This window comes from Azonexus hydrophilus (genome assembly GCF_001956855.1).
GTDB lineage: Bacteria > Pseudomonadota > Gammaproteobacteria > Burkholderiales > Rhodocyclaceae > Azonexus > Azonexus hydrophilus_A.
In genome coordinates this window covers 80,592-103,044 of the sequence record NZ_MTHD01000003.1, presented here as the reverse complement: position 1 = coordinate 103,044, position 22,453 = coordinate 80,592, and the positions used below count along the sequence as shown (strand labels likewise).

General features: G+C 57.5%; 21 protein-coding genes and 1 tRNA gene. 16 read left to right on the top strand and 6 right to left on the bottom strand.

From position 1 onward, the window contains the following. The first annotated feature begins 4 nt into the window (after nucleotides 1–4). From BJN45_RS09195 to BJN45_RS09125, 15 genes are all read left to right on the top strand, one after another. Nucleotides 5–81 (top strand) — tRNA-Ile (locus BJN45_RS09195). 61 nt (nucleotides 82–142) lie between these two features. Beyond that, nucleotides 143–1,030: a lysophospholipid acyltransferase family protein gene (locus BJN45_RS09190; RefSeq protein WP_076094457.1), complete on the top strand. Its 888-nt coding sequence runs from the start codon at nucleotides 143–145 to the stop codon at nucleotides 1,028–1,030. An 18-nt stretch (nucleotides 1,031–1,048) separates the two neighbouring features. After that, nucleotides 1,049–1,708 (top strand): lipopolysaccharide kinase InaA family protein, encoded by a 660-nt coding sequence (locus tag BJN45_RS09185; protein ID WP_076094455.1) that lies wholly within the window; start codon nucleotides 1,049–1,051, stop codon nucleotides 1,706–1,708. A 78-nt stretch (nucleotides 1,709–1,786) separates the two neighbouring features. Beyond that, nucleotides 1,787–3,532, top strand: a complete 1,746-nt coding sequence (locus BJN45_RS09180) for a carbamoyltransferase family protein (RefSeq protein WP_076094452.1) — start codon at nucleotides 1,787–1,789, stop codon at nucleotides 3,530–3,532. Nucleotides 3,533–3,535: 3 nt separating this feature from the next. Continuing rightward, a complete protein-coding gene (locus BJN45_RS09175) occupies nucleotides 3,536–4,633 on the top strand; it encodes a glycosyltransferase (RefSeq protein ID WP_076094450.1) in 1,098 nt (365 codons plus the stop codon). Further along, nucleotides 4,630–5,400, top strand: coding sequence for a glycosyltransferase family 2 protein (locus tag BJN45_RS09170; protein WP_076094446.1), 771 nt, complete (start codon nucleotides 4,630–4,632; stop codon nucleotides 5,398–5,400). The genes BJN45_RS09175 and BJN45_RS09170 overlap by 4 nt, the downstream gene beginning before the upstream one ends. Next, nucleotides 5,397–6,026: a class I SAM-dependent methyltransferase gene (locus BJN45_RS09165; RefSeq protein WP_076094444.1), complete on the top strand. Its 630-nt coding sequence runs from the start codon at nucleotides 5,397–5,399 to the stop codon at nucleotides 6,024–6,026. Before BJN45_RS09170 ends, BJN45_RS09165 begins: the two co-directional genes overlap by 4 nt. Beyond that, nucleotides 6,010–6,672: a CatB-related O-acetyltransferase gene (locus BJN45_RS09160; protein WP_083651165.1), complete on the top strand. Its 663-nt coding sequence runs from the start codon at nucleotides 6,010–6,012 to the stop codon at nucleotides 6,670–6,672. Before BJN45_RS09165 ends, BJN45_RS09160 begins: the two co-directional genes overlap by 17 nt. Continuing rightward, nucleotides 6,642–7,364 carry a CatB-related O-acetyltransferase gene (locus BJN45_RS09155; protein ID WP_076094442.1) on the top strand — a complete coding sequence of 241 codons (723 nt, stop codon included), beginning with the start codon at nucleotides 6,642–6,644 and terminating at the stop codon, nucleotides 7,362–7,364. The genes BJN45_RS09160 and BJN45_RS09155 overlap by 31 nt, the downstream gene beginning before the upstream one ends. Then, nucleotides 7,361–8,320, top strand: coding sequence for a glycosyltransferase (locus tag BJN45_RS09150; RefSeq protein WP_240494539.1), 960 nt, complete (start codon nucleotides 7,361–7,363; stop codon nucleotides 8,318–8,320). The genes BJN45_RS09155 and BJN45_RS09150 overlap by 4 nt, the downstream gene beginning before the upstream one ends. Nucleotides 8,321–8,363: 43 nt before the next feature. Next, nucleotides 8,364–9,260, top strand: a complete 897-nt coding sequence (locus BJN45_RS09145) for a DUF6625 family protein (RefSeq protein WP_076094438.1) — start codon at nucleotides 8,364–8,366, stop codon at nucleotides 9,258–9,260. Further along, nucleotides 9,257–10,015, top strand: coding sequence for a glycosyltransferase family 2 protein (locus BJN45_RS09140; protein WP_076094436.1), 759 nt, complete (start codon nucleotides 9,257–9,259; stop codon nucleotides 10,013–10,015). Before BJN45_RS09145 ends, BJN45_RS09140 begins: the two co-directional genes overlap by 4 nt. Next, nucleotides 10,012–11,184 (top strand): O-antigen ligase family protein, encoded by a 1,173-nt coding sequence (locus tag BJN45_RS09135; protein ID WP_205750566.1) that lies wholly within the window; start codon nucleotides 10,012–10,014, stop codon nucleotides 11,182–11,184. Before BJN45_RS09140 ends, BJN45_RS09135 begins: the two co-directional genes overlap by 4 nt. Further along, complete coding sequence (locus tag BJN45_RS09130) at nucleotides 11,185–12,087, top strand: GNAT family N-acetyltransferase (RefSeq protein ID WP_076094435.1); 903 nt, start codon at nucleotides 11,185–11,187, stop codon at nucleotides 12,085–12,087. It abuts the gene before it with no gap. 2 nt (nucleotides 12,088–12,089) lie between these two features. Further along, nucleotides 12,090–13,499, top strand: coding sequence for a PIG-L deacetylase family protein (locus tag BJN45_RS09125; protein ID WP_076094433.1), 1,410 nt, complete (start codon nucleotides 12,090–12,092; stop codon nucleotides 13,497–13,499). Here BJN45_RS09125 and BJN45_RS09120 read toward each other — a convergent pair. After that, complete coding sequence (locus BJN45_RS09120; protein ID WP_083651164.1) at nucleotides 13,496–15,613, bottom strand: lipopolysaccharide kinase InaA family protein; 2,118 nt, start codon at nucleotides 15,611–15,613, stop codon at nucleotides 13,496–13,498. The genes BJN45_RS09125 and BJN45_RS09120 overlap by 4 nt on opposite strands. A 125-nt stretch (nucleotides 15,614–15,738) precedes the next feature. Next, nucleotides 15,739–16,332: a lipopolysaccharide kinase InaA family protein gene (locus tag BJN45_RS09115; protein WP_076095227.1), complete on the bottom strand. Its 594-nt coding sequence runs from the start codon at nucleotides 16,330–16,332 to the stop codon at nucleotides 15,739–15,741. Between the two features lie 132 nt (nucleotides 16,333–16,464). Between BJN45_RS09115 and msbA the strand changes: the two genes are divergently transcribed. Further along, a complete protein-coding gene (gene msbA, locus BJN45_RS09110; protein WP_076094429.1) occupies nucleotides 16,465–18,258 on the top strand; it encodes a lipid A export permease/ATP-binding protein MsbA in 1,794 nt (597 codons plus the stop codon). On the opposite strand, the gene BJN45_RS09105 is transcribed toward msbA, so the two are convergent. The 4 genes from BJN45_RS09105 to BJN45_RS09090 are packed head-to-tail and all read right to left on the bottom strand — an operon-like array spanning nucleotide 18,255 to nucleotide 22,400. After that, entirely contained in the window at nucleotides 18,255–19,694 is a 1,440-nt protein-coding gene (locus tag BJN45_RS09105; RefSeq protein WP_076094427.1) for a lipopolysaccharide kinase InaA family protein, read from the bottom strand. The genes msbA and BJN45_RS09105 overlap by 4 nt on opposite strands. Before the next feature lie 2 nt (nucleotides 19,695–19,696). Then, complete coding sequence (locus tag BJN45_RS09100; protein ID WP_076094425.1) at nucleotides 19,697–20,467, bottom strand: lipopolysaccharide kinase InaA family protein; 771 nt, start codon at nucleotides 20,465–20,467, stop codon at nucleotides 19,697–19,699. After that, nucleotides 20,464–21,282, bottom strand: coding sequence for a lipopolysaccharide core heptose(I) kinase RfaP (gene rfaP, locus BJN45_RS09095; protein WP_076094424.1), 819 nt, complete (start codon nucleotides 21,280–21,282; stop codon nucleotides 20,464–20,466). The genes BJN45_RS09100 and rfaP overlap by 4 nt, the downstream gene beginning before the upstream one ends. Further along, on the bottom strand, nucleotides 21,267–22,400 hold the full coding sequence (locus BJN45_RS09090; protein ID WP_076094419.1) for a glycosyltransferase family 4 protein: 1,134 nt from the start codon (nucleotides 22,398–22,400) through the stop codon (nucleotides 21,267–21,269). Before BJN45_RS09090 ends, rfaP begins: the two co-directional genes overlap by 16 nt. Between the last annotated feature and the right edge of the window lie 53 nt (nucleotides 22,401–22,453).

Genomic DNA, 22,453 nt, shown 5'->3' with positions numbered 1-22,453 from the left:
TTCCGGGCCTGTAGCTCAGTTGGTTAGAGCAGAGGACTCATAATCCTTTGGTCCACGGTTCAAGTCCGTGCGGGCCCACCAAAAATGCTTCCCCGGCACACCCGGGGAAGCTTTTCCAAATTCTTCTGCAGACCTTCCTGACATGCTGACCCGACTATTCAGTCTGCCGGCCGTCGCGCTGCTCTGGCTGCTGCACTTCCTCCCGCTGTCATTGCTGACGCCGCTCGGACGGGCGCTCGGCGCCCTGCTGTACCGCGTCGGCGGGCAACGCAGGAAAATCGCCGAAACAAATCTCGCGCTGTGTTTTCCTGAACTTTCTGCGGTCGACCGCAACAATCTGGCAAAAATGCATTTTGCCCAGCTCGGGCGCAGCATGCTGGAACGCAGCATCTTCTGGTGGGGCAGCCGCGAGCGTATCGAGCGCACCGTCCGGGTCGTCGGCGAAGAGAAAATCCGTGCCGAACTCGCAGCCGGCAAACCAGTTATCCTGATGGCCCCGCACTTCCTTGGCCTGGATGCCGGCGGTGTCGCCATCACCATGCGCTTCAACATCGTCAGCATCTATTCCGAACAGACCAATCCCGTTTTCAATCAGGTTCTGCTGAAGGGGCGCAGTCGCTTCGGCGATCAGTTGCTGCTGTCGCGCCAGGACGGGGCGCGAGCGACAGTCAAGGCAATGAAGTCCGGACGCCCCTTCTACTACCTGCCCGATCTCAACCCGCGTCGTCGTGATGCGGTGTTCGTCCCCTTCTTCGGCATCCAGACAGCGACCATCACCGGCCTGCCGCGCCTGGCCAGGGCCGCCGGCGCCACCGTACTCAGTTGCGTCACGCGCATGCTGCCGGGGAGCGCTGGCTATGAAGTCCACATCGGCGACGCCTGGACCGACTTCCCGGGCACCGATCCGGTGGCCGACGCAGCGCGCATGAACGCCTGGATCGAGGCAGAAATCCGCACCATGCCCAGCCAGTATTACTGGGTTCATCGCCGCTTCAAGACACGACCGCCCGGCGAACCCAGGCCTTACTGATTAATCACGGAAAAGCCCATGCAAGAAACGATAAATGGATCCGCAGGCACACCCGACAATTTTGACGAGTGGTGGAATACACCCGGCCAATGGGTCGAAGAACCGAACCAGCGGCGCTCAGGCTGGAGCGGCATGATGACAGCCCGTTTCGGCGACACGCTGTACTACATCAAAAAGCAGAACAACCATCTTTATCGCAGCCTGGGCCACCCGTTCGGCATGCCGACAACGAGCCGCGAATTTGCCAACATCCAATGCTTGTCAGCATTGGGCATACAGGTTCCAGAACCAGTATTCCATGGCAGCCGCCAAGGCCCCGAAGGCTTCGAAGGGCTTCTGGTCACCCGCGAACTGGAGGGCTTCAAGGCGATCGCAGACGCCGCTACGCTATCCCCGGATGAAAAACGGCAACTCGCCATTGCCACCGGTGAAACAGTCGGTCGGATGCACCGCGCCCGACTGCAACATAGCTGCCTCTACGACAACCACGTGATGTACCGCTGGCAGGACGGCACGCTGTTAATTGCGCTGATCGATCTGGAAAAGCTGCGCCGCCCTTACTTGCCCTGGCGTGCTGCCCGGCACGATCTGGATCAGTTGCGCCGACACCAGCAAATCTGGAATCCCGACGACTGGGCCGCGCTGCTCTCCGCACACGCTGCTGCACTCGCCACCTAAGCGACAGCGAGCAGGTATACTTCGGTTTTTAACGGTCGACGCCCTTTCCGGCCGTTTTTTCAAGAAGAGACGAACACTTTGGCACTGACCATTCTTGGCCTTTCCGGCGCACTGACCCACGACCCGTCGGCCGCCCTCTACATCGATGGCAAGCTCGTTGCCGCCGCCGAAGAGGAACGCTTCGTCCGCGACAAGCACGCAAAAAACCGCATGCCTTACGAATCGGCGCGTTTCTGCCTGGACTTCGCCGGCATCAAGCCGAAGGATGTGACCGCCGTAGCCATCCCCTTCGCCCCCATCAGCCTGGCCGACAAGGCCCGCTGGCAATACGCCAAGCGCTACTGGTACGCACCAGACCGCGCGCTCGACGCCCTGCTCAACGGCAACCGCCGCTTCAAGCGCTACAAGAAACGCATCGAATGGTGTCTGCAGCAGCTCGGTTTCGACCTAGCCAAGACCGAGATCATCCCGGTCGAACACCACCTGACGCACGCTTCCAGCGCCTATCACTGCTCCGGCTTCACGGAAAAGACGGCGATCCTCGGCATCGACGGCAAGGGGGAATACGCCACCACCTTCTTCGGCTATGGCGAAAACGGCAAGATCCACAAGATCAAGGAGTTCTACGATCCGGATTCGCTCGGCGGCCTCTACGGCGCAATCACCGAATACCTCGGTTTCGAGATGCTTGATGGCGAATACAAGGTCATGGGCATGGCGCCCTACGGCGACCCGAGCAAATACGATTTCTCACGCCTGGCCAAATTCGAGAACGGCGAGCTGATCGTCAATACCGACTACGCCAACGTGATCGGCTTCCGCCGCTACAAGGAAAAAGGCAAAGGCTACTATTTCTCGCCCAAGCTGATCGAATGGCTGGGCCCGATGCGCCACGGCGATATCGCCGACGACCCGTACATCCACTACGCGGCGAGCATCCAGAAGCTGTTCGAGGATCTGTCGCTACAGATGATGGACTATTACCTCGGCGACATCCTCAAGGAAACCGGCAAGCTGGCCTTCGCCGGCGGCGGCGCGCTCAACGTCAAGCTCAACCAGAAGATCATCGCCCGTCCGGAACTGAAGGAACTATTCGTCCAGCCGGCCTCCGGTGACGCTGGCACGGCCATCGGCGCTGCCGCCTGGGTGTCGGTCCAACGCGGCGTGCCGGTCGAGAAGATGGAACACGTCTACCTCGGCCCCGAATACAGCAACGAGGACGTCATCGCCGCCTGCGCCCGCCATCCGGCCAAGCCGCAGTGGGAAGTCATTGCCAACGGCGACACCGCCGTACCTGAACGCATCGCACAGATCCTCGCCGACGGCAATCCGGTTGCCTGGTTCCAGGGACGCATGGAATTCGGCCCGCGCGCCCTCGGTGGCCGCTCCATCGTCGGCTGCCCGAGCGCCCCCGGCGTTGCAGACCGGATCAACGAACAGATCAAGTTCCGCGAACGCTGGCGCCCGTTCTGCCCGAGCATGCTCGACACGGTCGGCCCGCAGATGCTCGGTAACGAGCACCCAGCACCGTTCATGACCTTCACCTTCGAAGTTGCCGAGGAATGGAAGACCCGCGTACCGGAAGTCGTCCACGAGGATGGCACCTCGCGCGCGCAGGTCCTCAAGCGCGAATACAACCCGCGCTACTACGATCTGATGAAGGCGATGGAAAAGCTCACCGGCAACGGTGTCGTCCTCAACACCTCGCTCAACCGTCGCGGCGAACCGATGATCTGCTCGCCGACCGACGCGCTGAACATGTTCTATGGATCGGATCTGCAGTACCTGATCATGCAGGATGTGCTTGTCGTGAAAATGGGGTGAAGCATGGCGGAGCGCTGGATACTGCAGTTCTGTCATTGCCATTACGGCCCCTTCCTTGATGTCGCCCGGCAATACGCTGCCCTGTTCCGGGACACACAGTACAAGGTCCTGACCGTATACCTGACAGGCGAGGATACCCAGGCCGCCCGAGATGGATCAGCCTCCGACGAGGTTCTCTTCCTGAATTTCAGGAGCAAGGAAGTCGCTGGCCTGAAGCTGAAAGCCATCCGTGCAGTCAGGCAAATTCTGGCAAGTCGCGACTTCGCGCTGATCATCGCCCACCGCTTCAAGCCACTCTACATCGCCTGCCTGGCAAGCAAGACACTACCTGTTTTGGCTGTGCATCACGCCTTTGGCGACTATGCGCGCAGTAGTCGACGCTGGTTTGCCCAATTTTTCCAGAAACGTTTGTGGCTACTTGGTGTGTCCGATGCAGTCCGTGACGACATTCGCGCATGCTTGCCCAAATGGCCTGCCACAAAAATCCAGACGCTTTACAACCGTATCGACTCGGCTCAACTGCGTTTGGAACAACTGAGCACCACCGAAGCACGCAACGCCTTAGGCCTTCCTCAGGATGCCTACATCATTGGCAATGTTGGACGCCTGCACCCGGACAAGGACCAGGCCACCCTGATCCGTGGCTTTGCGCTAGCTCGAGAAAAACTTCCAGCAAAGAGCCTGCTGGTCATACTGGGGACTGGCGAGCTGGCAAACGACCTGAAAGCCCTGTCCACCCAACTTGGTGTCGATCAAAGCGTACTCTTTCTCGGCCAGATTCCGGACGCCCGGCGTTACTTCCGCGCTTTTGATGTCTTTGCTCTCAGTTCAGATCACGAACCCTTCGGAATGGTCTTGCTGGAAGCCATGGCAGCAGACCTGCCAATCATTGCCACCGATTGTGGAGGAGCCCGGGAAATCGTTACCGGCCATGGACAATTGTTCCCGCTGGGGGACTCTGAAAAACTTGCCGAATGCCTGAAAACGGCACCGCGTCCCGGACTCCGAAATACTCGCGTCGAAGCCTTCAGTGACGCAACGATTCGCGAGGATTTCTGGCAAAAAATGACCGCGCTACACCTTTTGCCGAGCCGCCGATGACCACAATCGACATCATCATCCTGAGCCTGGCCAGCACCCCGGCACTGCGCGAAACCACTGAGCACGGCCTGGAAACCCTGCTCGCGTCGGAACAGGACAATCCCGACATTGAATTCCGCATCATCGTTATCGAGTCAAATGCCAAGGCGGCTCCTTACCAAGGCGCGAATATACGCACCATCTACCCGACAACGCCATTTGGCTATCACGCCTACATGAATATCGGGATTGCGATGTCCTCGGCATCGTACGTCTGCCTGTGCAACAACGACCTGGTTTTCCACCCGGGTTGGGCCAGCGCCTTGCTTGCCGCATTCAAAAACGACCCTGCGCTATACAGCGCCAGTCCAATCTGTTCACTCCATCATCCAAGCGTTGGCATCAATCCTGGTACCGGTGCACATTACGGATACAGAGTCAGGATGGAAGTCGCCGGCTGGTGTCTGTTTTTCCGCCGTGACATGCTCGACGTCACCGGGTTACTGGATGAGCGCTTCAAATTCTGGTTTGCTGATAATGATTACGCCATGACGCTGGAAAAACATGGTTTGCGTCATGCGCTGATCAGCAATGCAATCGTCGACCACGTGGAGAGCAAGACGCTCAAGTCGAGACCTCGTGTTCAGCAGCGCCTGTTGACGAGACGAGCCAAAATTGATTTCCAAAGGAAATGGGGACAAATTGGGGTTCTGACCTACTTCCGGAAACTGCTCACCTTTTACACAAAACTGGGCCTGTTGTTCATCAAGGAAAGCCTAAGAAAATGAAACGCCATCTCGACATTGGATGCGGCAAACGCCCACGTAACCCGTTTGGTGCAGAGGAAGTCTTTGGTGTTGACATTTATCAACCCCCACGGGATGAGCAGACCAATCTGAATTACCGAAGCGCCAATTTGACGCTTGAGCCCATACCGTTTCAAGACAATTATTTCGATTCGATATCTGCTTTCGATTTTATCGAACACATCCCCCGAATGCTGCTCTCCCAAGAAAACCAAGTACGTTTTCCATTCATTGAGCTGATGAATGAAATATGGCGGACCTTGAACCATGGCGGAGTGTTCTACGCTGTCACACCTGCATACCCTGCCCCCGAAGCCTTTCAGGACCCGACCCACATCAACATCATCACAGAAGAAACCCACCAGTATTTTTGCCGGGATTATCTCTATAGCCGGAATTACGGGTTCATGGGACAGTTTGAAGTCATCGAATCGACATGGGTTCACCCCAGGCTTCACCTGACAGCTGAGCGTAGTATTGGAAAACATCTCCGTAGCCTGAAGAGATCTCTGATTAAAAGACAGCGAAAAACCCATCTTCTCTGGCAACTTCGGGCGATCAAGCACACCGAACACAACCCTCAATTCAAAAATGAAAATATTTCATAAAATATTCTCAAGAAAGAGGAAGCGTCAGGCGACAGACCCGGCCGTCCAAACCACCTATTTCAAGGGGAAAAGCTGCATAAAAATTGGCACCTTTACCTACGGTTCAGAAAATCTGCGCATTCGGCAGTGGGGTGAAGGAGCGGGTTTGGAAATTGGCAAGTTTTGCTCAATTGCAGACAATGTTCAGATATTTCTTGGCGGAAATCACAGAACTGACTGGATAAGCACTTACCCATTCGGGCACGTGCACAATGAATATTTCGGCGACTTTCACATTGGGGATCACCCAAGCACCAAGGGGAACGTGATAATCGGCAACGATGTATGGATAGGCTCCGGTGTCACCATCATGTCGGGAATAAATATTGGCGACGGTGCAGTCATCGCCGCCAATTCAACGGTCATCGGCAACATCCCTCCTTACCAGATCGTGGGAGGAAATCCGGCAACTTTCATCAAGTCCCGCTTTTCACCAATGATCACGGAATTGCTTTTGAAATTGCAGTGGTGGCACCTGCCGCTTCCCGAAATCAAGGCACTCATGCCGGTGCTGTGCGCCCCGCCCGACGAAAACACCCTGGCAGAAAAAATTCAGCTCAACCTGGCAACAAACGAATGCGCGCATACGTCAGAAAACTCCTGCTGAATCGACGCCTCCGGGCGCTCGATATAAAAATTGCCTTTGACCAGAAAAAACTGGGGAAGTCAGCGCAACTTCAGATTGAGGAAGGGGCAAGCATCGCCTCAGCAAGCATCAGTTTTCAACACCTCTCCGTAGGAGCGTCATCGTATATTCGCAGCGGCTGCGAAATTCTTAGCATCAGTAAAATTGGCCGTTTCTGTTCTATCGGAAACGGCGTCATCTTGGGATTGGAGCGCCACGGACACCCTCTGGACTGGGTTAGCACACACCCGTTCCAACACGATGCCGATGGACGTAATTTCGTCCCCCCCGCAAGGCCGGCAAGGCTAGAGCATGACGTATGGGTTGGCCGGGAGGCTATCATCATGGAGGGCGTGACGATTGGAACCGGAGCAGTGATTGGGGCACGCACGATCGTTACACAGGATGTACCCCCCTACGCGATATTCGCCGGCACCCCGGGTCGCGTTATTCGTTTTCGCCATCCGCCTGAGATCATTGTGGGCCTGCTGGCCAGTCGCTGGTGGAATCTGCCTCGGAATTACCTCAGCCACGCGCCAATGGACAAACCCGCCGACTTTCTACTCCACCTGAACCAGCGCCCCCCTGAAGCACAAGCACATTATTCAGGATTGCGAATCACGCGCGACCACATGACGCCGCTGACCACTGAAAAAATACCGGAAACCGCATGATGAAAGTTCTTTTCCTTGTTCAAAAAGAACAACGCGTCATCCTTGACCGTTTTTACGAGGGCATCGCCGCCCACTGCGACTGCGACATACGTTGGCTGGACGATACGGAACAAAGACATCTGCGTCGCTATTTCAAGCAAAACGTCGACGTCACCAACTATGACCGAATCCTGTTTTTCCTGCGTTTCAAACAGGAAATCCGGCAAGTCGAATTCATCGCCAGCGTTCCCAACCTTGTCATTCTGGAGCATGACGCTTATCAGAATTACATTCCCTGCAAATACAGTGGATGCTTTTCCAAGCATTACCGACATCTGCCTTGGGCGCGAGTCATTTCTTCGGGATTCACGGTAACCGAGCAATTACGATCAGAAGGCTTTGATGCCGTTTTCGTCCCGAAAGGTTACGACGGCACCTTGCTTCACGACAAAGGCATTGAGCGCGATATCGAACTGGCGTTTGTGGGCAGCGTCAAAAGCACGGCCTATGATGGGCGACGCCGATTGCTTGAAGACCTTGGACAACAAGAAACATTGCTGGTCACGCGCACAAAATCGGGGGCGGAATATCTTGAGACATTGAACCGTATCCGGTTTTTCGTCAGTGCCGACGTTGGCATGGGCGAATACATGATCAAGAACTTTGAGGCAATGGCATGCGGCTGTGTGCTATTGGCCTACAACCAGGGCGAAGCCGAAAACCAGGCCCTCGGATTCATTGACATGGAAAACCTGGTGCTTTATCGCGATGTTGCCGAACTGCGTCAAAAGCTGGCAGTACTTAGACAGAACCCTGCCTTGACCGAACATATTGCAAGACGGGGCCGAGACTTGGCAGCAAGCCACTACGAGTTCGCCACACTGGGTGCAAGCGTTGTCGATGCGATGAGGCCAGACTTAAGACAGCAACCGCCACCAGGCTGGATGACCCGCTTCCGGAATCGCCTTGGATTTTGACAAAAATCAGCACTGTTGAGGAACAGACAACCACGGAGCGCGCATGACGCCACCTTCCCCACCGCACCAAAAAATCCTGTTCATTGTTCCCTATTTCGGCAAATGGCCATTCTGGATGACTTTTTTTTTGGAGAGTTGCCGATACAACCCGGATATTGACTGGCTATTCCTGACCGACTGCGGCACCCCCAAGGATGCACCGGAGAACGTGCGCTTCGTCGCGACCACTTTCAAGGCTTATTGTCAGTCAGTTTCCGAGAAGTTGGAAATCAGCTTCACACCGGACAGTCCCTACAAACTCTGCGACCTCAAACCGGCACTCGGAGAAGTTCACGCAGAGGCATTATCAGGTTACGATTTCTGGGGATTCAGCGACATTGACCTCATTTATGGCGACCTGCGCAATTACTTCACCCCGGCGCGACTGGAGCGTCATGACGTGTTGTCCACACACGAGCGCCGGATATCCGGGCACCTCTGCCTTCTTCGCAACACCCCGGAAATACGTAGCCTTTTTCGCCAGGTCCCTAACTGGCAGGAAAAACTGGAGAGCAGGGAGCATTTCGGTTTTGACGAAGGGGCGTTCAGCCGGCTTTTCGTCCGTTTCAAGAAATGGCCACGCCCGCTCCGCAGGCTCCTTTCGCTCACCAATCCACTCTGGCACCGCAGTGAGTTTATCGAGGCCTGCACCACGCCCTATGGCCGTGTTCCATGGCATGATGGCAGCTTCAATTTCCCGAGCCATTGGTGCTGGAAGCGTGGAAAATTGACCAATAGCGCCGATGGACCGCGCGCATTTCCATACTTCCATTTCATTGGGTGGAAACAGCGAACGGACTGGTGCAGCGAAGCAGAACAAAACTCACTGGCAGATTCTGCGCTACCAAAAAGCGGCTGCTGGCATATCACCACAACCGGCTTCCGGGCCTGCCCATCATGATCTTCTCCAACGACAGCCAAATTTCCATCGTGGTCACCAGTTGCGGCCGCTTCGACCTGCTACGCAGAACACTGGAGAGTCTGGACAACTACAACACGGCCCCGATACGGGCTGTGCTGATCACCGAAGACTCCGGTGATGAAACAGTCTCCAGTTGCATTCCCGAGCACTGGCGCCCGTGGACGCGGTTTTTCGTCAATACGCCAAAACTTGGACAAATGAAATCTGTCGATCTGGCCTACAGCCATGTCGAAACGCCATGGATCTTCCACTGCGAGGATGATTGGGCATTTTATCGACCGGGTTTCATCGAAGACTCTCTCGCGCTCTTGCAGGAAGACACACAAGCCCTGCAAGTCTGGTTACGCAGCTACGCGCACGACCTCTCCATCCATAGCCCCTACGTGCAATTGGGGCCGCGCAAGACGCTGGCCGGCATCCCCTGTTATCAGGTTTTTTCCGACAAGGCAGACTGGCAGGGTTTTTCATTCAATCCCGGCTTGCGCCGACTGGCGGACTACCTTCCCTTGGCACCATTCGCCCAATACCCGGGTGAAAAAACGCTTTCCAGACTCTATGCAGCAGCAGAGCGCTATGCGCTCATTCTTGAAAATGATGCAGTACTCCATACAGGCTGGGGAGAACATGTCACTCTACCGCGGGAGCGAAAAGCAAAGGCGCGGCGCAAGAAAATGGAAAAAATCCGTATTGCTCTGGCGCTCGGCCTAGGCATCCTGATCGGGGGACTATTTTGATCCATCATCTCTACTCAGCGCTTGGTGAAACACGCCTGCAAAAACTGCTTACAGCAGGCCTATTGGCCTTTATCGCCAGCTTCATGCTGCTACCCACGTCGAAGATGGTGAACAACGTTTTCTATGCCCTGATGGCGTTGCCTGCGCTATTTGCCCTGATTGGCGGACATTGTCGAAAACTCGAAATATCACGTGTTTTCTGGCTTTGGGGCTTGCTTATGCTCTGGCTGATCTACGTCGGCATTGAATCAGGTGATGCACAGTTCTTCAAACATATTCTCTACGTCTGTCTGTTCATGCTGGCAGTTGGACAACTCATTGCACCAAAAATCTTCCTTGATTCAGATTTCACACGCAGCCTTTTCTGGAGTGTGCTTATCTACATGGGCGGCTCCAGTATTTATTACTGGATTATCGGTGAGTATGCTTTTGGCGAGAAGGTATTATGGCTACCAGGGCGAATGACCGGGCCCATCTACTCCAGTATCTGGTTAAGCTGTTGTTTTGCGTTGAATCTTCCAAGCTGGATACGGCAAGGTGCCTGGAAAGAACTGATCGCAGGCCTGCTGTTCACACTCTTCATCGCTGCCTTCGCCCTGCAAAGTCGCTCAGGTCTGGTCGGACTGTTCGTACTTTCTTTTATGGCAATCATCTACCTGGCAAGCACCCATCCTCAAACGCGCAGATTCCTTTCGGTTGGAGGCCTGCTGATGGCTGGCTGCGCATTATGGGCATATTCGGAAATCCCGCAGATTCACGCACTGGTAGCCCGGGGAGATTCAGCCCGCTTTGAAATTTGGGCAGCATTGATGAATGAATGGAGAGACTGTGGCCTTATGCAAGGCTGCGGCATGGAGCACAAGAGCGACGTCATCCTGACAGGTGGCGGCGGGATTCTTCACCCCCACAGCATTTATCTCTCGCTAGGTGTCTTTGCTGGCCTGCCGGCCTTGCTTACGTTCTGCCTGTTGATGTCGCTGACCATGTACATTGCGTGGAAAAATCGCAATCCTTGGGGGCTCTATCTCCTTAGCGGCATGATCGGTTTGGCATTCGATGGTAGTTTTCTTGTGGGAAACCCGGACGAACTCTGGCTGCTGATCCTGCTTCCGGCGGCCCTCATTATTCATCCGGGAAGCCGCACTCCCCAGACGCATACCAATACATAAATGCCTTTTTTGAGTTTCTTTCGTCCCTGGCGTGAATCCGGCTGGGAGTCCATTGACAAAACCGAATATGCTGCTACTTGGCGGCGTTACGGTGGAAGCGTCATCACACATCCTGACGTTGTCCATGCACTTTCCGAAATCGCCGGCATTCCCGTCCGCTATCTGGGCTACCCAGGGGAAAGCGGGATAGCTGGAGCGCTGGCGACTTGGGGGCGCGATCTCGCACTCTCGCGTAATGGTTTGAAACGTCATGGCAAGAAACGGCTTTTCGACCTGGGCAACGCCGAGTTCATTTTCCCTTTTGCGCAGGGAAAGCACATTCCCCTGCGTTTTTCCGGAAACTATATATCACCACTGCATGCGCCTGATGTTTCTGGTCTGAAAATACAGGATGAAGCATTGGCGATGGTCCGGCCGCTGGAAAACTACAGCAAGAAATTTCTTTACAATCAACGGCGAGAATTGCGTCTGTTTCTTGAGAGCGGAGGGTTAATCCGTGATATCTCGCAGTTCGAACCAGAAGAGCAGGCTGCCACCTACAGTGAGTTATTCGCACGTCGCTGGGGCTTTGAAGTCCCGGGAAAAGCCATGCTCGTCGATGTCCTCCGTGCCATGCGCCCTTTCATGATGGGTAGTGTGCTGCTGCATGATGAACAGCCAATTGCTTTCCAACTGCTGTATCACGTGCGATCTCCTGGCTGGATCAGCGTCGAATACGTCAATGGCGGCGTCGATCCTGCTTACCGGGACTATAGCCCCGGAAGCATTCTCAGCTACATCAACACGCAGTCGGCACGCACGATGGCCAGTGAATCCGGCAGCATGCTGCGTTACTCTTTCGGACGCGCCGACCGCGAGTACAAGATGCGTTGGTGCCACCCGGTGTCGATGTATCGCACCTGAACATGAAACACGATAAAACCGAACTGCTGCGCCAGCATCGTCGCAACAAACGCATGATGCTGTTCGCTGCCGCAGCCATGCTGCTGTTATCCGGCGTAATCGCGGGATGGTGGTTTGTACCGCTATTTGCCTTAGGCCTTTGGCTATCCCATGAAGCCTGGTTTTCCGATCACCTGTTCTACAGCCCACGATCGGACTACCACTTCGCCCTTGCTGGCGACTGGGATCGCACCGCCAGTATCGAATCTGGACAGATCAAGCTTGCCGGCCCTCTGCCAGCAGCAGATACGCTGGTGTTTAGCTGCCGCATCGAAAGCAACCTGGCAGGCCATTTTCTGGACCCCTGGCTGGAAATTTCCGGGCAACGATTCCATTTCGAACGCGGAAGTCGTGGCCAACGCCATTGGGTCATGCAGCAGACGAACGAGATGGCTACGGCTGAAAATATCAAAGTGCATACCCATCACTGCCAGCTTCATGGCCCGCTGCACATTACCGGTTTCAGGAACCCGGATTTCAGCGAGCAGCGCCTGCTCGTGCTTGCACCACACGCTGACGACGCCGAACTGGCAGCCTTTGGGCTCTACCAAGCAGCGAAGGATGTCATGATCGTCACCCTGACGCAGGGGGAAGTCGAAGCCGGACATTATGAAACACTGGGGCTTGATCCAGCACAAGCCTCGCGACTCAAGGGACGTTTGCGCACCTGGGACAGCATGGCCATCCCGCTCTGGGGGAATGTTCCCCAAACATCCTGCCTGCAATTGGGCTATTACTGCATGCAACTTCAGTCGATGCAGGCTGCACCGGAGCAGTCCTTCGGTTCCAGGACATCAGGCGAGTGCGACACGCGTACGGCACGACAATGGAACAGCCTGCCATTGCCCGGTGATGCACAGGGCAATCCGACTTGGCGTAACCTGGTTGCCGACCTAGCCGCAATCGTTCGCCATTTCCGTCCGCAAGTCATCATCCTGCCCCATCCGCAAATCGATCCGCACCCCGACCATCAAGCAACAAGCCACGCCCTTCAGGCGGCACTCCAAGAGATTTCCGACCGCCCTGCAAGCCATTTCCTGCTCTATGCGAACCACCTTCACAACAATGATCGCTGGCCGATGGGGCCGGCCGGCGGAGGCATCACCCTGCCGCCGAGAAGCAGCGCGGGGCAAGCAGAGCGATTCTGGCTTCGACCGATCTCGGATGCAGCCCAACTTGACAAGGCGATGGCGCTGGCCATGCACCATGACCTGACCACGCCACAACCCTGGAAAAGGGCATTTCGACGCAAGGTGCAACAACTACTCGCCGCCCGCCGCTGGCCCCGCACCGGAGAGAACGAGTTTTTCCGCAAGGCAGTTCGGGCCGGAGAGCTTTTCAGCGTTCACACCACGCTGGACGCAGAGGACTAGGCACGCAGCAAACGCTTCAGCGCCTTTCGCCCGTAACGACGCTTGAGTTCAACTTTCCAGTCATAAAGATAGAACGGCAGTCGTTGCCAGCGTCCAAAGGGTCGCCCCATTGCTGAGTAATAGCGGCCCAGCAATGCCTCGCGCCCAGCCCAGTGCAACTTGTTGCACACGCGGACCAGATCGTCCAGACGAAGCCTCAGCGGCAAGGCCTGGTTGTAGGCCCGCAGCCTTCCTGTATCGATCAGCGTGAACCGCCAAGGCTGCCCCTCGGCAACCTCAACCAGCAGATTTCCACCCGACAAATCACGGAAATGAATGCCTCGCGCGTGCAGGCGCAGCAGGTAGTCGGCAACCCATGCGTAGATAGTATCGGCCGCAATACCAGCGTAGGCCGACTCGCCCTGGGCCAAGGCTGAAAATACGTCCCGAATGGAAAAATCCGCGGCGACACGTGAGCAGACGTAATAGTTTTCCAGCAAACCGGGATCGACCCGACGCTCGATATACGCCACGGGCGGTGCCGCAGCAATTCCCCTGCGTAGCAATTCGCAACTGCCAGACCAACTACGCACTGCTTTTGATGGCTTGAAACGATCCAGGAATCTCTTGTGAAGATGCATTTTCACCGGCTTCTTGACAACCCATCCGCCTTCTCCCTGGCTGCAGATGGCATTCTCCGGCAAGGTCCAGATGGCATTTCTTGCCTTGCGCATCAATCCGGCAGCACTGGGACCAAACTGGAGTGCAGGCAACAGGTTTTGCCACAGAATTTTTGCTTCGCTCAAGCTTGCGGCCCTGACCACCCCCTGCCAGTCTGCCTCCTCGAAAAACCAATCACCGCCATCCGGACGATGACGATGCAACGCGACACCGTGCAGGAGAGAGAGGCGAGCAGCGGGAACGGGGACGTTGCCGCCACTCCAGCGCAGGAAAATCGGGGTTTCACTGAGCAATTGGTGCTGCGGCTCGAACAATGGCTCACCATCCCGCGTTCGCAGGGTCACACATGCCAGACTCTCCTGCGCATACAGTCGCCCCAAGGCTGCCGATCGACCGTTGATGGTCCAGGCCACATGCAGGCAGCTTTCCCCTTGCCGGAAAGCGTGGATTTCCAGCCCCGGTTCACAGTTCAGTCGCCCGGCATAGGCCATCCCAGTCAGCTCACCGGAGATCGTCCGCAACGCATCGAAAGCTGGGCGATATCGATACCTTGTCAAGTCGCCGCCAACACTCGCATAGTGGCTAATACGCTCAAGCGAGGGATAAGGCGTGACCCCGTCATCAACCAATCCCTCCCGGTGGCAGACCAGCGGCCCCCACCATGCCCCTTCCAGCGCCCCCGAGGCTGCGCACAACACCAGATAACGTGTCAGATAATCGGCCTGCTTCTGTTCGCTATCAGGCAACGTCCTAGCAATGCGCGGCAAGGTCCAGAATGCTGCGGGAGAAAGCAGGCGGGGCACGCCGGCGTCCGCACCAATCCGCTGCAGCAGTCGCGCCTTCTTCACCAGATTGAATCGATGCAAGCCCGTCAGTCGATGACCAAGTATCTTGTGATCGAATCGTTCCGGCTCGGTACATCGCTCAGAAAAAAGATTATCCGTATGCACTTGCGGCAAGCGGCCGCGTCTGGCCAGCAGATTCAGCAAGCCGACATTCCACGGCGGCTCGAAATCCGTCACGCTCGGCCCGGCCAGACACACGCCATGTTCATGGGCTGCTTGCCATGCCGCCTCCCACATGGAGAGAAAACCTCTGAGGGTATAACCAGCCCATCGCTCGCGATTCAGCGTGGATCCGACTTCGATTCCCCACACACGCTCGCCATGTTGCGTGAGCAGGTGCTCCAGCAGAGCCTCCCAACGGGCCTCAGCCTGGGCCTCCGGCATCAAGCGAGCCTCTGCTGGCGTCTGAAAGACATGTAGCAGGACGGAAAACCCCGCGTCAAGCAGGGATTCGAGGAAGCGCTCTGCCGCCCCTCCCGGATCGCACTCGGTGAAATCAAGGCGGACATGGCTGATTCCAGCAGCACGCAATGCCTCGATGATCCACACATCCACAGCAGGATCCGCATGCGTCGCCACCCCCACGCCGAAAAACTGCGGCTGAATCACAGCCCCCCCGCGAGGTGGCCGATGCCCCCCGGGCATGGACCAGCGCCCACGCAGCGCCGAGCCGGTGCAGGCAACAAGAAACTGCCACCACAAGCGGCGGGACGAAGGCAATACGGCTGGCGTACTCATCCTCGTTGCTCCGCTCCTCGCCGTCCGGCGATGATCGCTGGCAAATCCAGCCAGTCAAGCTCATGTTCGAAGCGCTGCATGCGTTTCATGTTTCGCGCCCGCAAGTACTTGCCCAGCGACCAGGGATAGATGCGAAGGTCGGCAAAATCGATCAGCCCCATCCTGCCATCCGGAGTCAGGACGACATTGCCGATATGCAGCGAGCGAAAATATATGCCGTTATTGTGCAACTCGATGATGAAACGGGTCAGCTGGTCCTTCAACTCATGCTGACGCTCCGCTGAAACCATCCCGCGAAGGACCATCTGACGCAACGTAACGCCAGGCAGCGGACGATAAAGCACGCCATGGCGCTGCATTTCGGGAATGACAACCTCGTCCACCACGACCGGCACCGGAATGCCAAGCCGTGCAAGCGTTCTGGCATTGCTGATGAAACGTCGGGCGTAAGGAAAAAGCAGCGCTGATGTAAACAGCCGCTTGCGCCTGAAAAGCTTGAGCATGGTGCCATCGCGAAGTGCCAGCACCTTGTCGCCATACCCATCGGCTTCGAGAATTTCAGCCCCCTCGCGCCAGCTCAGGTATTCCATTTTGCTCAACCGTATCAAGACCAGATCCGTCCGCCAAAAAGGCCGATTTTAACCGGCCGCCGAGGCCGGCAGGCGACTTTTCGCATGATAAAATCGTCGGTCTAATCACCCAGAACGCCAAGCAGATACCGAATGCATAAATCCTCATCCCAAGCATCTTCCGTGAAGATTTATCTGCGACTGCTGGCTTATCTGCGCCCCTTCATCGGCCTGTTTGCCATCAGCATCGCAGGCTACATAATCTTCGCCTCATCACAACCGATGATGGCGACCGTGCTGAAGTATTTTGTCGACAGCCTGACGGCACCTGCAGGTGTTACCCGTCACGACTTTCCGATAATCGGCAACATCGAGTTGATGTACGGCGTCCCAATCCTCCTGGTGATGATCATCACCTGGCAGGGGATCGGATCCTTTCTCGGCAACTACTATCTGGCGCGCGTCTCACTCGGCCTGATCCACGACTTGCGCCGGGAACTCTTCAACAACCTGCTGAAGCTGCCGAACAGCTATTTCGATCGCGAAAACTCGGGCCACCTGATTTCCCGCATCACCTACAACGTCACCATGGTGACCGGTGCCGCCACCGACGCCATCAAGGTCGTCATCCGCGAAGGCATGACCATTATCTTCCTGTTCGCGTACCTGATGTGGATGAACTGGAAACTGACGCTGGTCATGCTCATCGTCCTGCCGATCATTGGCATCATGGTCGGCAACGCCAGTCGGCGCTTTCGCCGGCAAAGCAAAAAAATACAGACAGCCATGGGCGATCTGACTCATGTTGCCTCCGAAACGATACAGGGCTACCGGGTGGTTCGCAGCTTTGGCGGAGAGGACTATGAGTCCGTACGTTTTGGCAAAGCCAGCGAGGACAACACAGCCAAGCAGTTGCGCATGGTCAAGACGGGGGCCACCTTCACCCCTGCATTGCAATTCGTCATTTTTTCGACCATGGCCGGCGTCCTCTTCCTCGTCCTGTTGTTGCGCGGCGACGCATCTGCCGGCGATCTGGTGTCGTACATCACGGCAGCCGGCATGCTGCCCAAGCCCATTCGTCAACTGTCGGAAGTCAGCGCGACCATTCAGAAAGGCCTTGCCGGGGCGGAGAGCATCTTTGCACAGTTGGATGAGACACCTGAAACCAATGACGGCACCATCGAGCGTACGGACGTAACGGGCCACCTGGAAATTCGCAACCTGAGCTTCACTTATCCTGGCAGCGACGTCCCGGTACTGCAAGACATCAATTTCACTGCCGAAGCCGGACAAATGATTGCCCTCGTCGGTCATTCCGGCAGTGGAAAGTCGACCCTTGCCAGCCTGATTCCCCGTTTCTACTGTCACAGCCAAGGCAACATCCTGCTTGATGGCGTCGATGTCGAGGCCTACACACTGCGCAACCTGCGGCAACATATTGCACTGGTTACACAACAAGTCTCGTTGTTCAACGACACGATTGCCAGCAATATCGCCTACGGCGATCTCGCAGATATGCCGATGGAAAAAATTCGCGCGGCAGCTGAAGCCGCCTATGCCGATGAATTCATCAAGCGCCTGCCATCAGGCTACGAAACCCTGGTCGGAGAAAATGGCGTCCTGCTGTCAGGTGGCCAGCGCCAGCGCCTGGCTATCGCACGCGCCATCCTCAAGGATGCCCCTCTTCTCATCCTCGACGAGGCCACTTCGGCGCTCGACACGGAATCCGAACGCCACATCCAGAGCGCACTGGAACGAGCGACCGCCAACCGGACAACCCTGGTCATCGCCCATCGACTATCAACGATCGAGAAAGCCGATCTGATTCTTGTCATGGAGCATGGCCGGATTATCGAACGCGGCACACACAAGGCCTTGCTGGCCAGCGGCGGTCATTACGCCCGCTTGCACTCGATGCAGTTCAGCGAACAAAAGCAGGAAGCCTAGGCCGGAGGCAAACTGGCATCCAGCCAGCGCACGAGAACCGAATCCGCCGGCCAGTTGCGAAGCAGGCGGCGCCGGTCGGAAGCCCAGGCGCGCTGAAAAGTGCAAGCTGTTCGATACTGGGTCATGGCATCCAGATCGATCAGGACGACCTGCCCCTCGTGCCAGAACAAATTGGTCGCCTTGAGATCGCCGTGTGATATTCGCAGGCCGTGCAAACGCTGAAACGTCAGCAACAAAGCGGCCTTGAGTTCTGGCTCAGGCTCTTGTTGGCAATCCAGAAGTTCAAGCAGGCTTGGCCCCGGACATAGCTCGCTGACAAAAAAAGCCCGCCCCCTCAGGATGCCCCAGCGCTCTTCCAGCAAGGCCAGCGGCCGGGGCGTCGCCAATCCATGGAAAAGCAGGCGGTGCGCCTCACGCCACGAACGCCAGCCCCGAGTCGGCCGCCAGAAACGTGACAGGACATGCCTCCAATCCTTGAGGTTGTAGCGCTTGACCACCAACCGGAGACCATTCAACTCAGCACGGGCCACGGTACTCGCACCACCACCCTTGTACTGGCTACCTGTGGCAAGCAAGGCATCCGGATCACGCAAAAAGTCCGCCAGTCTTGGCTGCTCCTGCCGTGGTACGGAAGAAAATCGACGGAAAGAATGCTGAACCGAAAACAGACTGCAGTTCCTGACCGTTTTTTTCAGATAATCCCGCAAACGCCAGGCGCGAATCCGCGCAATCGCGGGGTACAAAATCTCAGGAAGCCACTGCCCGCCGGCCTGCACATAAGTCGCCAGAAACGCCGGCAAACAATGCTCCCAGGCGACTGGCAACTGGGCAAACAGTACCGCCAGATTTTCGCTGGCGACTTTCGGCGTCAGAGGGCCCGGCGAGAATCGCGTATTGATGGCATCGCCATCGATCACCCAGCAGGCCTCGCCCTCGACAAGAAAATTATCAAGATGCAAATCCGTCTGCATCAGGCCATGACGATGCATGTCCGCCAACAGCCTCATCGCCGGCCGGAGCGTGTCAAGCGCAAGCTCATGCCCGGCCGACGCAACTTCCCGGGCCCAACGATCCGCCAGGCTTTCAGCACCGCTCAGGAATTCGGTCAATACGACGTGACCACCTCCGGGCAGCGATCCAGCATGACGCAGCGCCGGCGTTGGCAAACCGGCGTCCAGCAATGCTGAAATCCCCGCGAACTCTCTGGTCCAGTGGCGCTGGCTGGCTTTCGCCACAAACACCTTGACCAACACGGCATGCGCTTGCCACTCCCCGACACCGACGATCCGCTTGCCCGGCAAGACACGCAGCAGGTGGTTCACCACCACGATGGAACCATCAGCCAGCACCAGCTCGAAAGGAACCAGCGGCGTGCGCCCGGCCTTGCGCAAGGCCAGCGCGTCATGGCGCGGTAATGACGCTCCATGCGAATGCATGCTCACTCCCGTCCGGTGAAGAATTTCAGCACTTTGCGCAGCTGTCGCTTATCGACATCCGTGAGCCTGTCGTGCCCGAGATAATCGAGATAAAACCGCAAGCGCTGGGTTCTGGTCAGGACATGCTTTGCCACCTTATCCAGACAAGCAAGATCCTTGACGATCCGGTAATCCAGAAACGGCCGCAGCCAATGCGCACCATTCGGGCAATCGATCAGATAGACAATCGGCCGAGGCCCGTTGTCGACCAGCAGATTGCGCCACTTGAGATCGTTATGGACAAAGCCATCCCGATGCATGATTCGAGCATAGGCCGCAACCTGGGTGGAGACGTGCCGGACCCAGGTCCTGTCACTCAAGCGGGGATCGCGCACAATTGCCAGCTCCGCAAGGTCTACGGTATCCGGCAAGGCTTCTGTCACCAACGCCGCCCGGACAAAGCGGCCAAAACGACGTTCCTGTCCATAAGCAACCAGGGATGCCGTCGGGATCCCCCAGGCGCGAAAACGCAACAGGTTCTGCCATTCCTTGACGGCCCGCTGCGGGCCGAAGACATCGCGCAAACCGAACCAGCGCCGGGCAAGCTTGCGCCTGCCGATCGTGTAGCGCTTGACATAGTACAAGGTCTGACCAGCCCGGACGCGCAAGACTTCCGACTCGGGATCGGTGGTAACCAGTTCCCCGTTCAGGGAAAAAACCTGGGCGATGGAGCGAAAAACCGCACAGGGCTCGCGATCAGCATAGGCGGGATTGAAATGCCAGTGACTCGTCACAATGCCGTACCCGAAAACTTGCGCAGATAGCGCAATTGAAGCCGCGCCCCCTCGCGTTGCAGATGCTCGATCAGTGAACGCTCCGCCGGCAACACCTCGCGCAACGGGCGGGCAAAATAATCGCGCAGGAAACGCAGGAAATCGCGTTTGGTAAGCCCGATCTCCAGCGCCGAGAAATACAGCGAAGCCAGATCCTTGTCGCGCCAGCGGCGCGGCGTCGTCGAGCGGATCTGGGCGCGGTGCAGGTCGATCAGCGACAGCTTCAATGCGTCAGCGCGCGGTGCCGGATCAAGATGGAGCAGGAAATGGCAGATGTAGAAATCGCGGTGATTGACGCCGCCGCGATGCATGCGCCCGGCCATCTCGGCCACCCGGCGGATCAGCGCGCGCTTCAGGGCCGGCGCCGACGGCTGCGTCGGCCAGTCGCGGCAGAAGTCTTCCAGGCTGATCGTCGGCGCCAGTTCCTCGGTGACGATGAAGGAATGCTCGCGCGCCGGGTTCACCCCGCGCCGGCCGTAGGCGACGGCGCGCATGGTATCGACGCCAAGCGCCTCCAGCCGGCGGATCGCCCGCCATTCGTTGCCGGCGCCGAGCACCGGCAGGCGCAGCGAGACCAGGTTCTTGACGATCTCGCCCCAGCCGACGCCATGGTGAATCTTGACGAAATAGCCACGACCGGCGACTTCGGTGCGGAAGGTCCGGCGCCCGTCGAGTTCGCGGAAAATCGGCCCTTCCAGGCGGTCGACCGCAACAAAGGCATCCTGCCCGGCCCACAGGCTGTCGAACGGCGGCGCCAGCATCAGTTCGTCGCGCATGGCCCGTCCTTGAGGATGATCTCGGCGGCACGCTCGGCATTGCTGTAGATGTCGGCTGTTTCCGCCCAGGCCAGCGCGTTCTGCTGCCAGGTGGCGCGTTGCTCACGGTCGACCAGCATTTCCTGCAGAAAACCGTCCATCGTCGCCTGCGCGAACGGTTCCGGAATCACCCGGCCGCCTGCGGCCTCATCGATGTAATGCGCGTAGCCGCAAACCGCCGAGCACAGCACCGGCAAGCCGGCGACCAGCGCTTCCAGCAGCACCGTGCCGGTATTCTCGTTGTAGGCCGGATGAACCAGCAGGTCGGCGCCGAGCAGGAAACGCGGGATATCGTCGCGGCCGGCCAGGATGTCGACCTGCCCGGCCAGCCCGAGCCCGGCAGCCATGCGCTTGAACTGGCTCGGCTCGTCCTGGCCGATGGCGATCAGCCGGGTGCGTGCGCGCACTTCTTCCGGCAGATGCGCGAGCGCCTGCAACGAACGGTCGAGCCCCTTGGTCTTGAAGCCGGAACCAACCTGAAGCAGCAGCAGATCGTCGTCGCCAAGGCCGAATTCGGCGCGGAAGGCAGCGCGGATCGCCGGGGCCTCCGGCGGCGCCCGCCGGTCGAGCGCGATGCCCGGCGGTAACAGGTGGAAGCGCGATTTCGGCGTCGCGTAGTGCTTTTCGAAGAAAGGCTGCTGCACCTGCGAGATCATCAGTATCTCGGTGCGGCTGTCCGGCGCGAACACCGCCCGCTCGTAGGCCGCGAAATGCCGGTAGCGGCCGGACAGGCGGTAGAAGGGATTGCGCAGCGTCTGCGCCTTTTCCTCGTAGCAGGGGTCGGCGGCGAAATAGACATCGAGCCCGGGCATCTTGTTGAAGCCGACAACCCGCTGCGCCGGTCGCTGCACTAGATCGCGCGTCACCCAGGCAGTAAACTTTTCGTAGCGTCGGGCATTGGTCAGCGCCTTGACCGGCACGATGACGACGTCGAAACCGGCCGGAATTTCGCCTTGCCAGGAAAGCACATAGACCCGCACCGCGTGCCCGCGTGACTGGCAGGCCAGCGCAATGCGCATGAAATCGCGCTGCAGGCCGCCGAAAGGGAAGTACTTGTAGAGGCAGAAAGCCAGTTGCATGGGCCGCGAAACACCGAGAGTCGCCGGCCGGCAGTATCGTCCAGCCGGCGGCT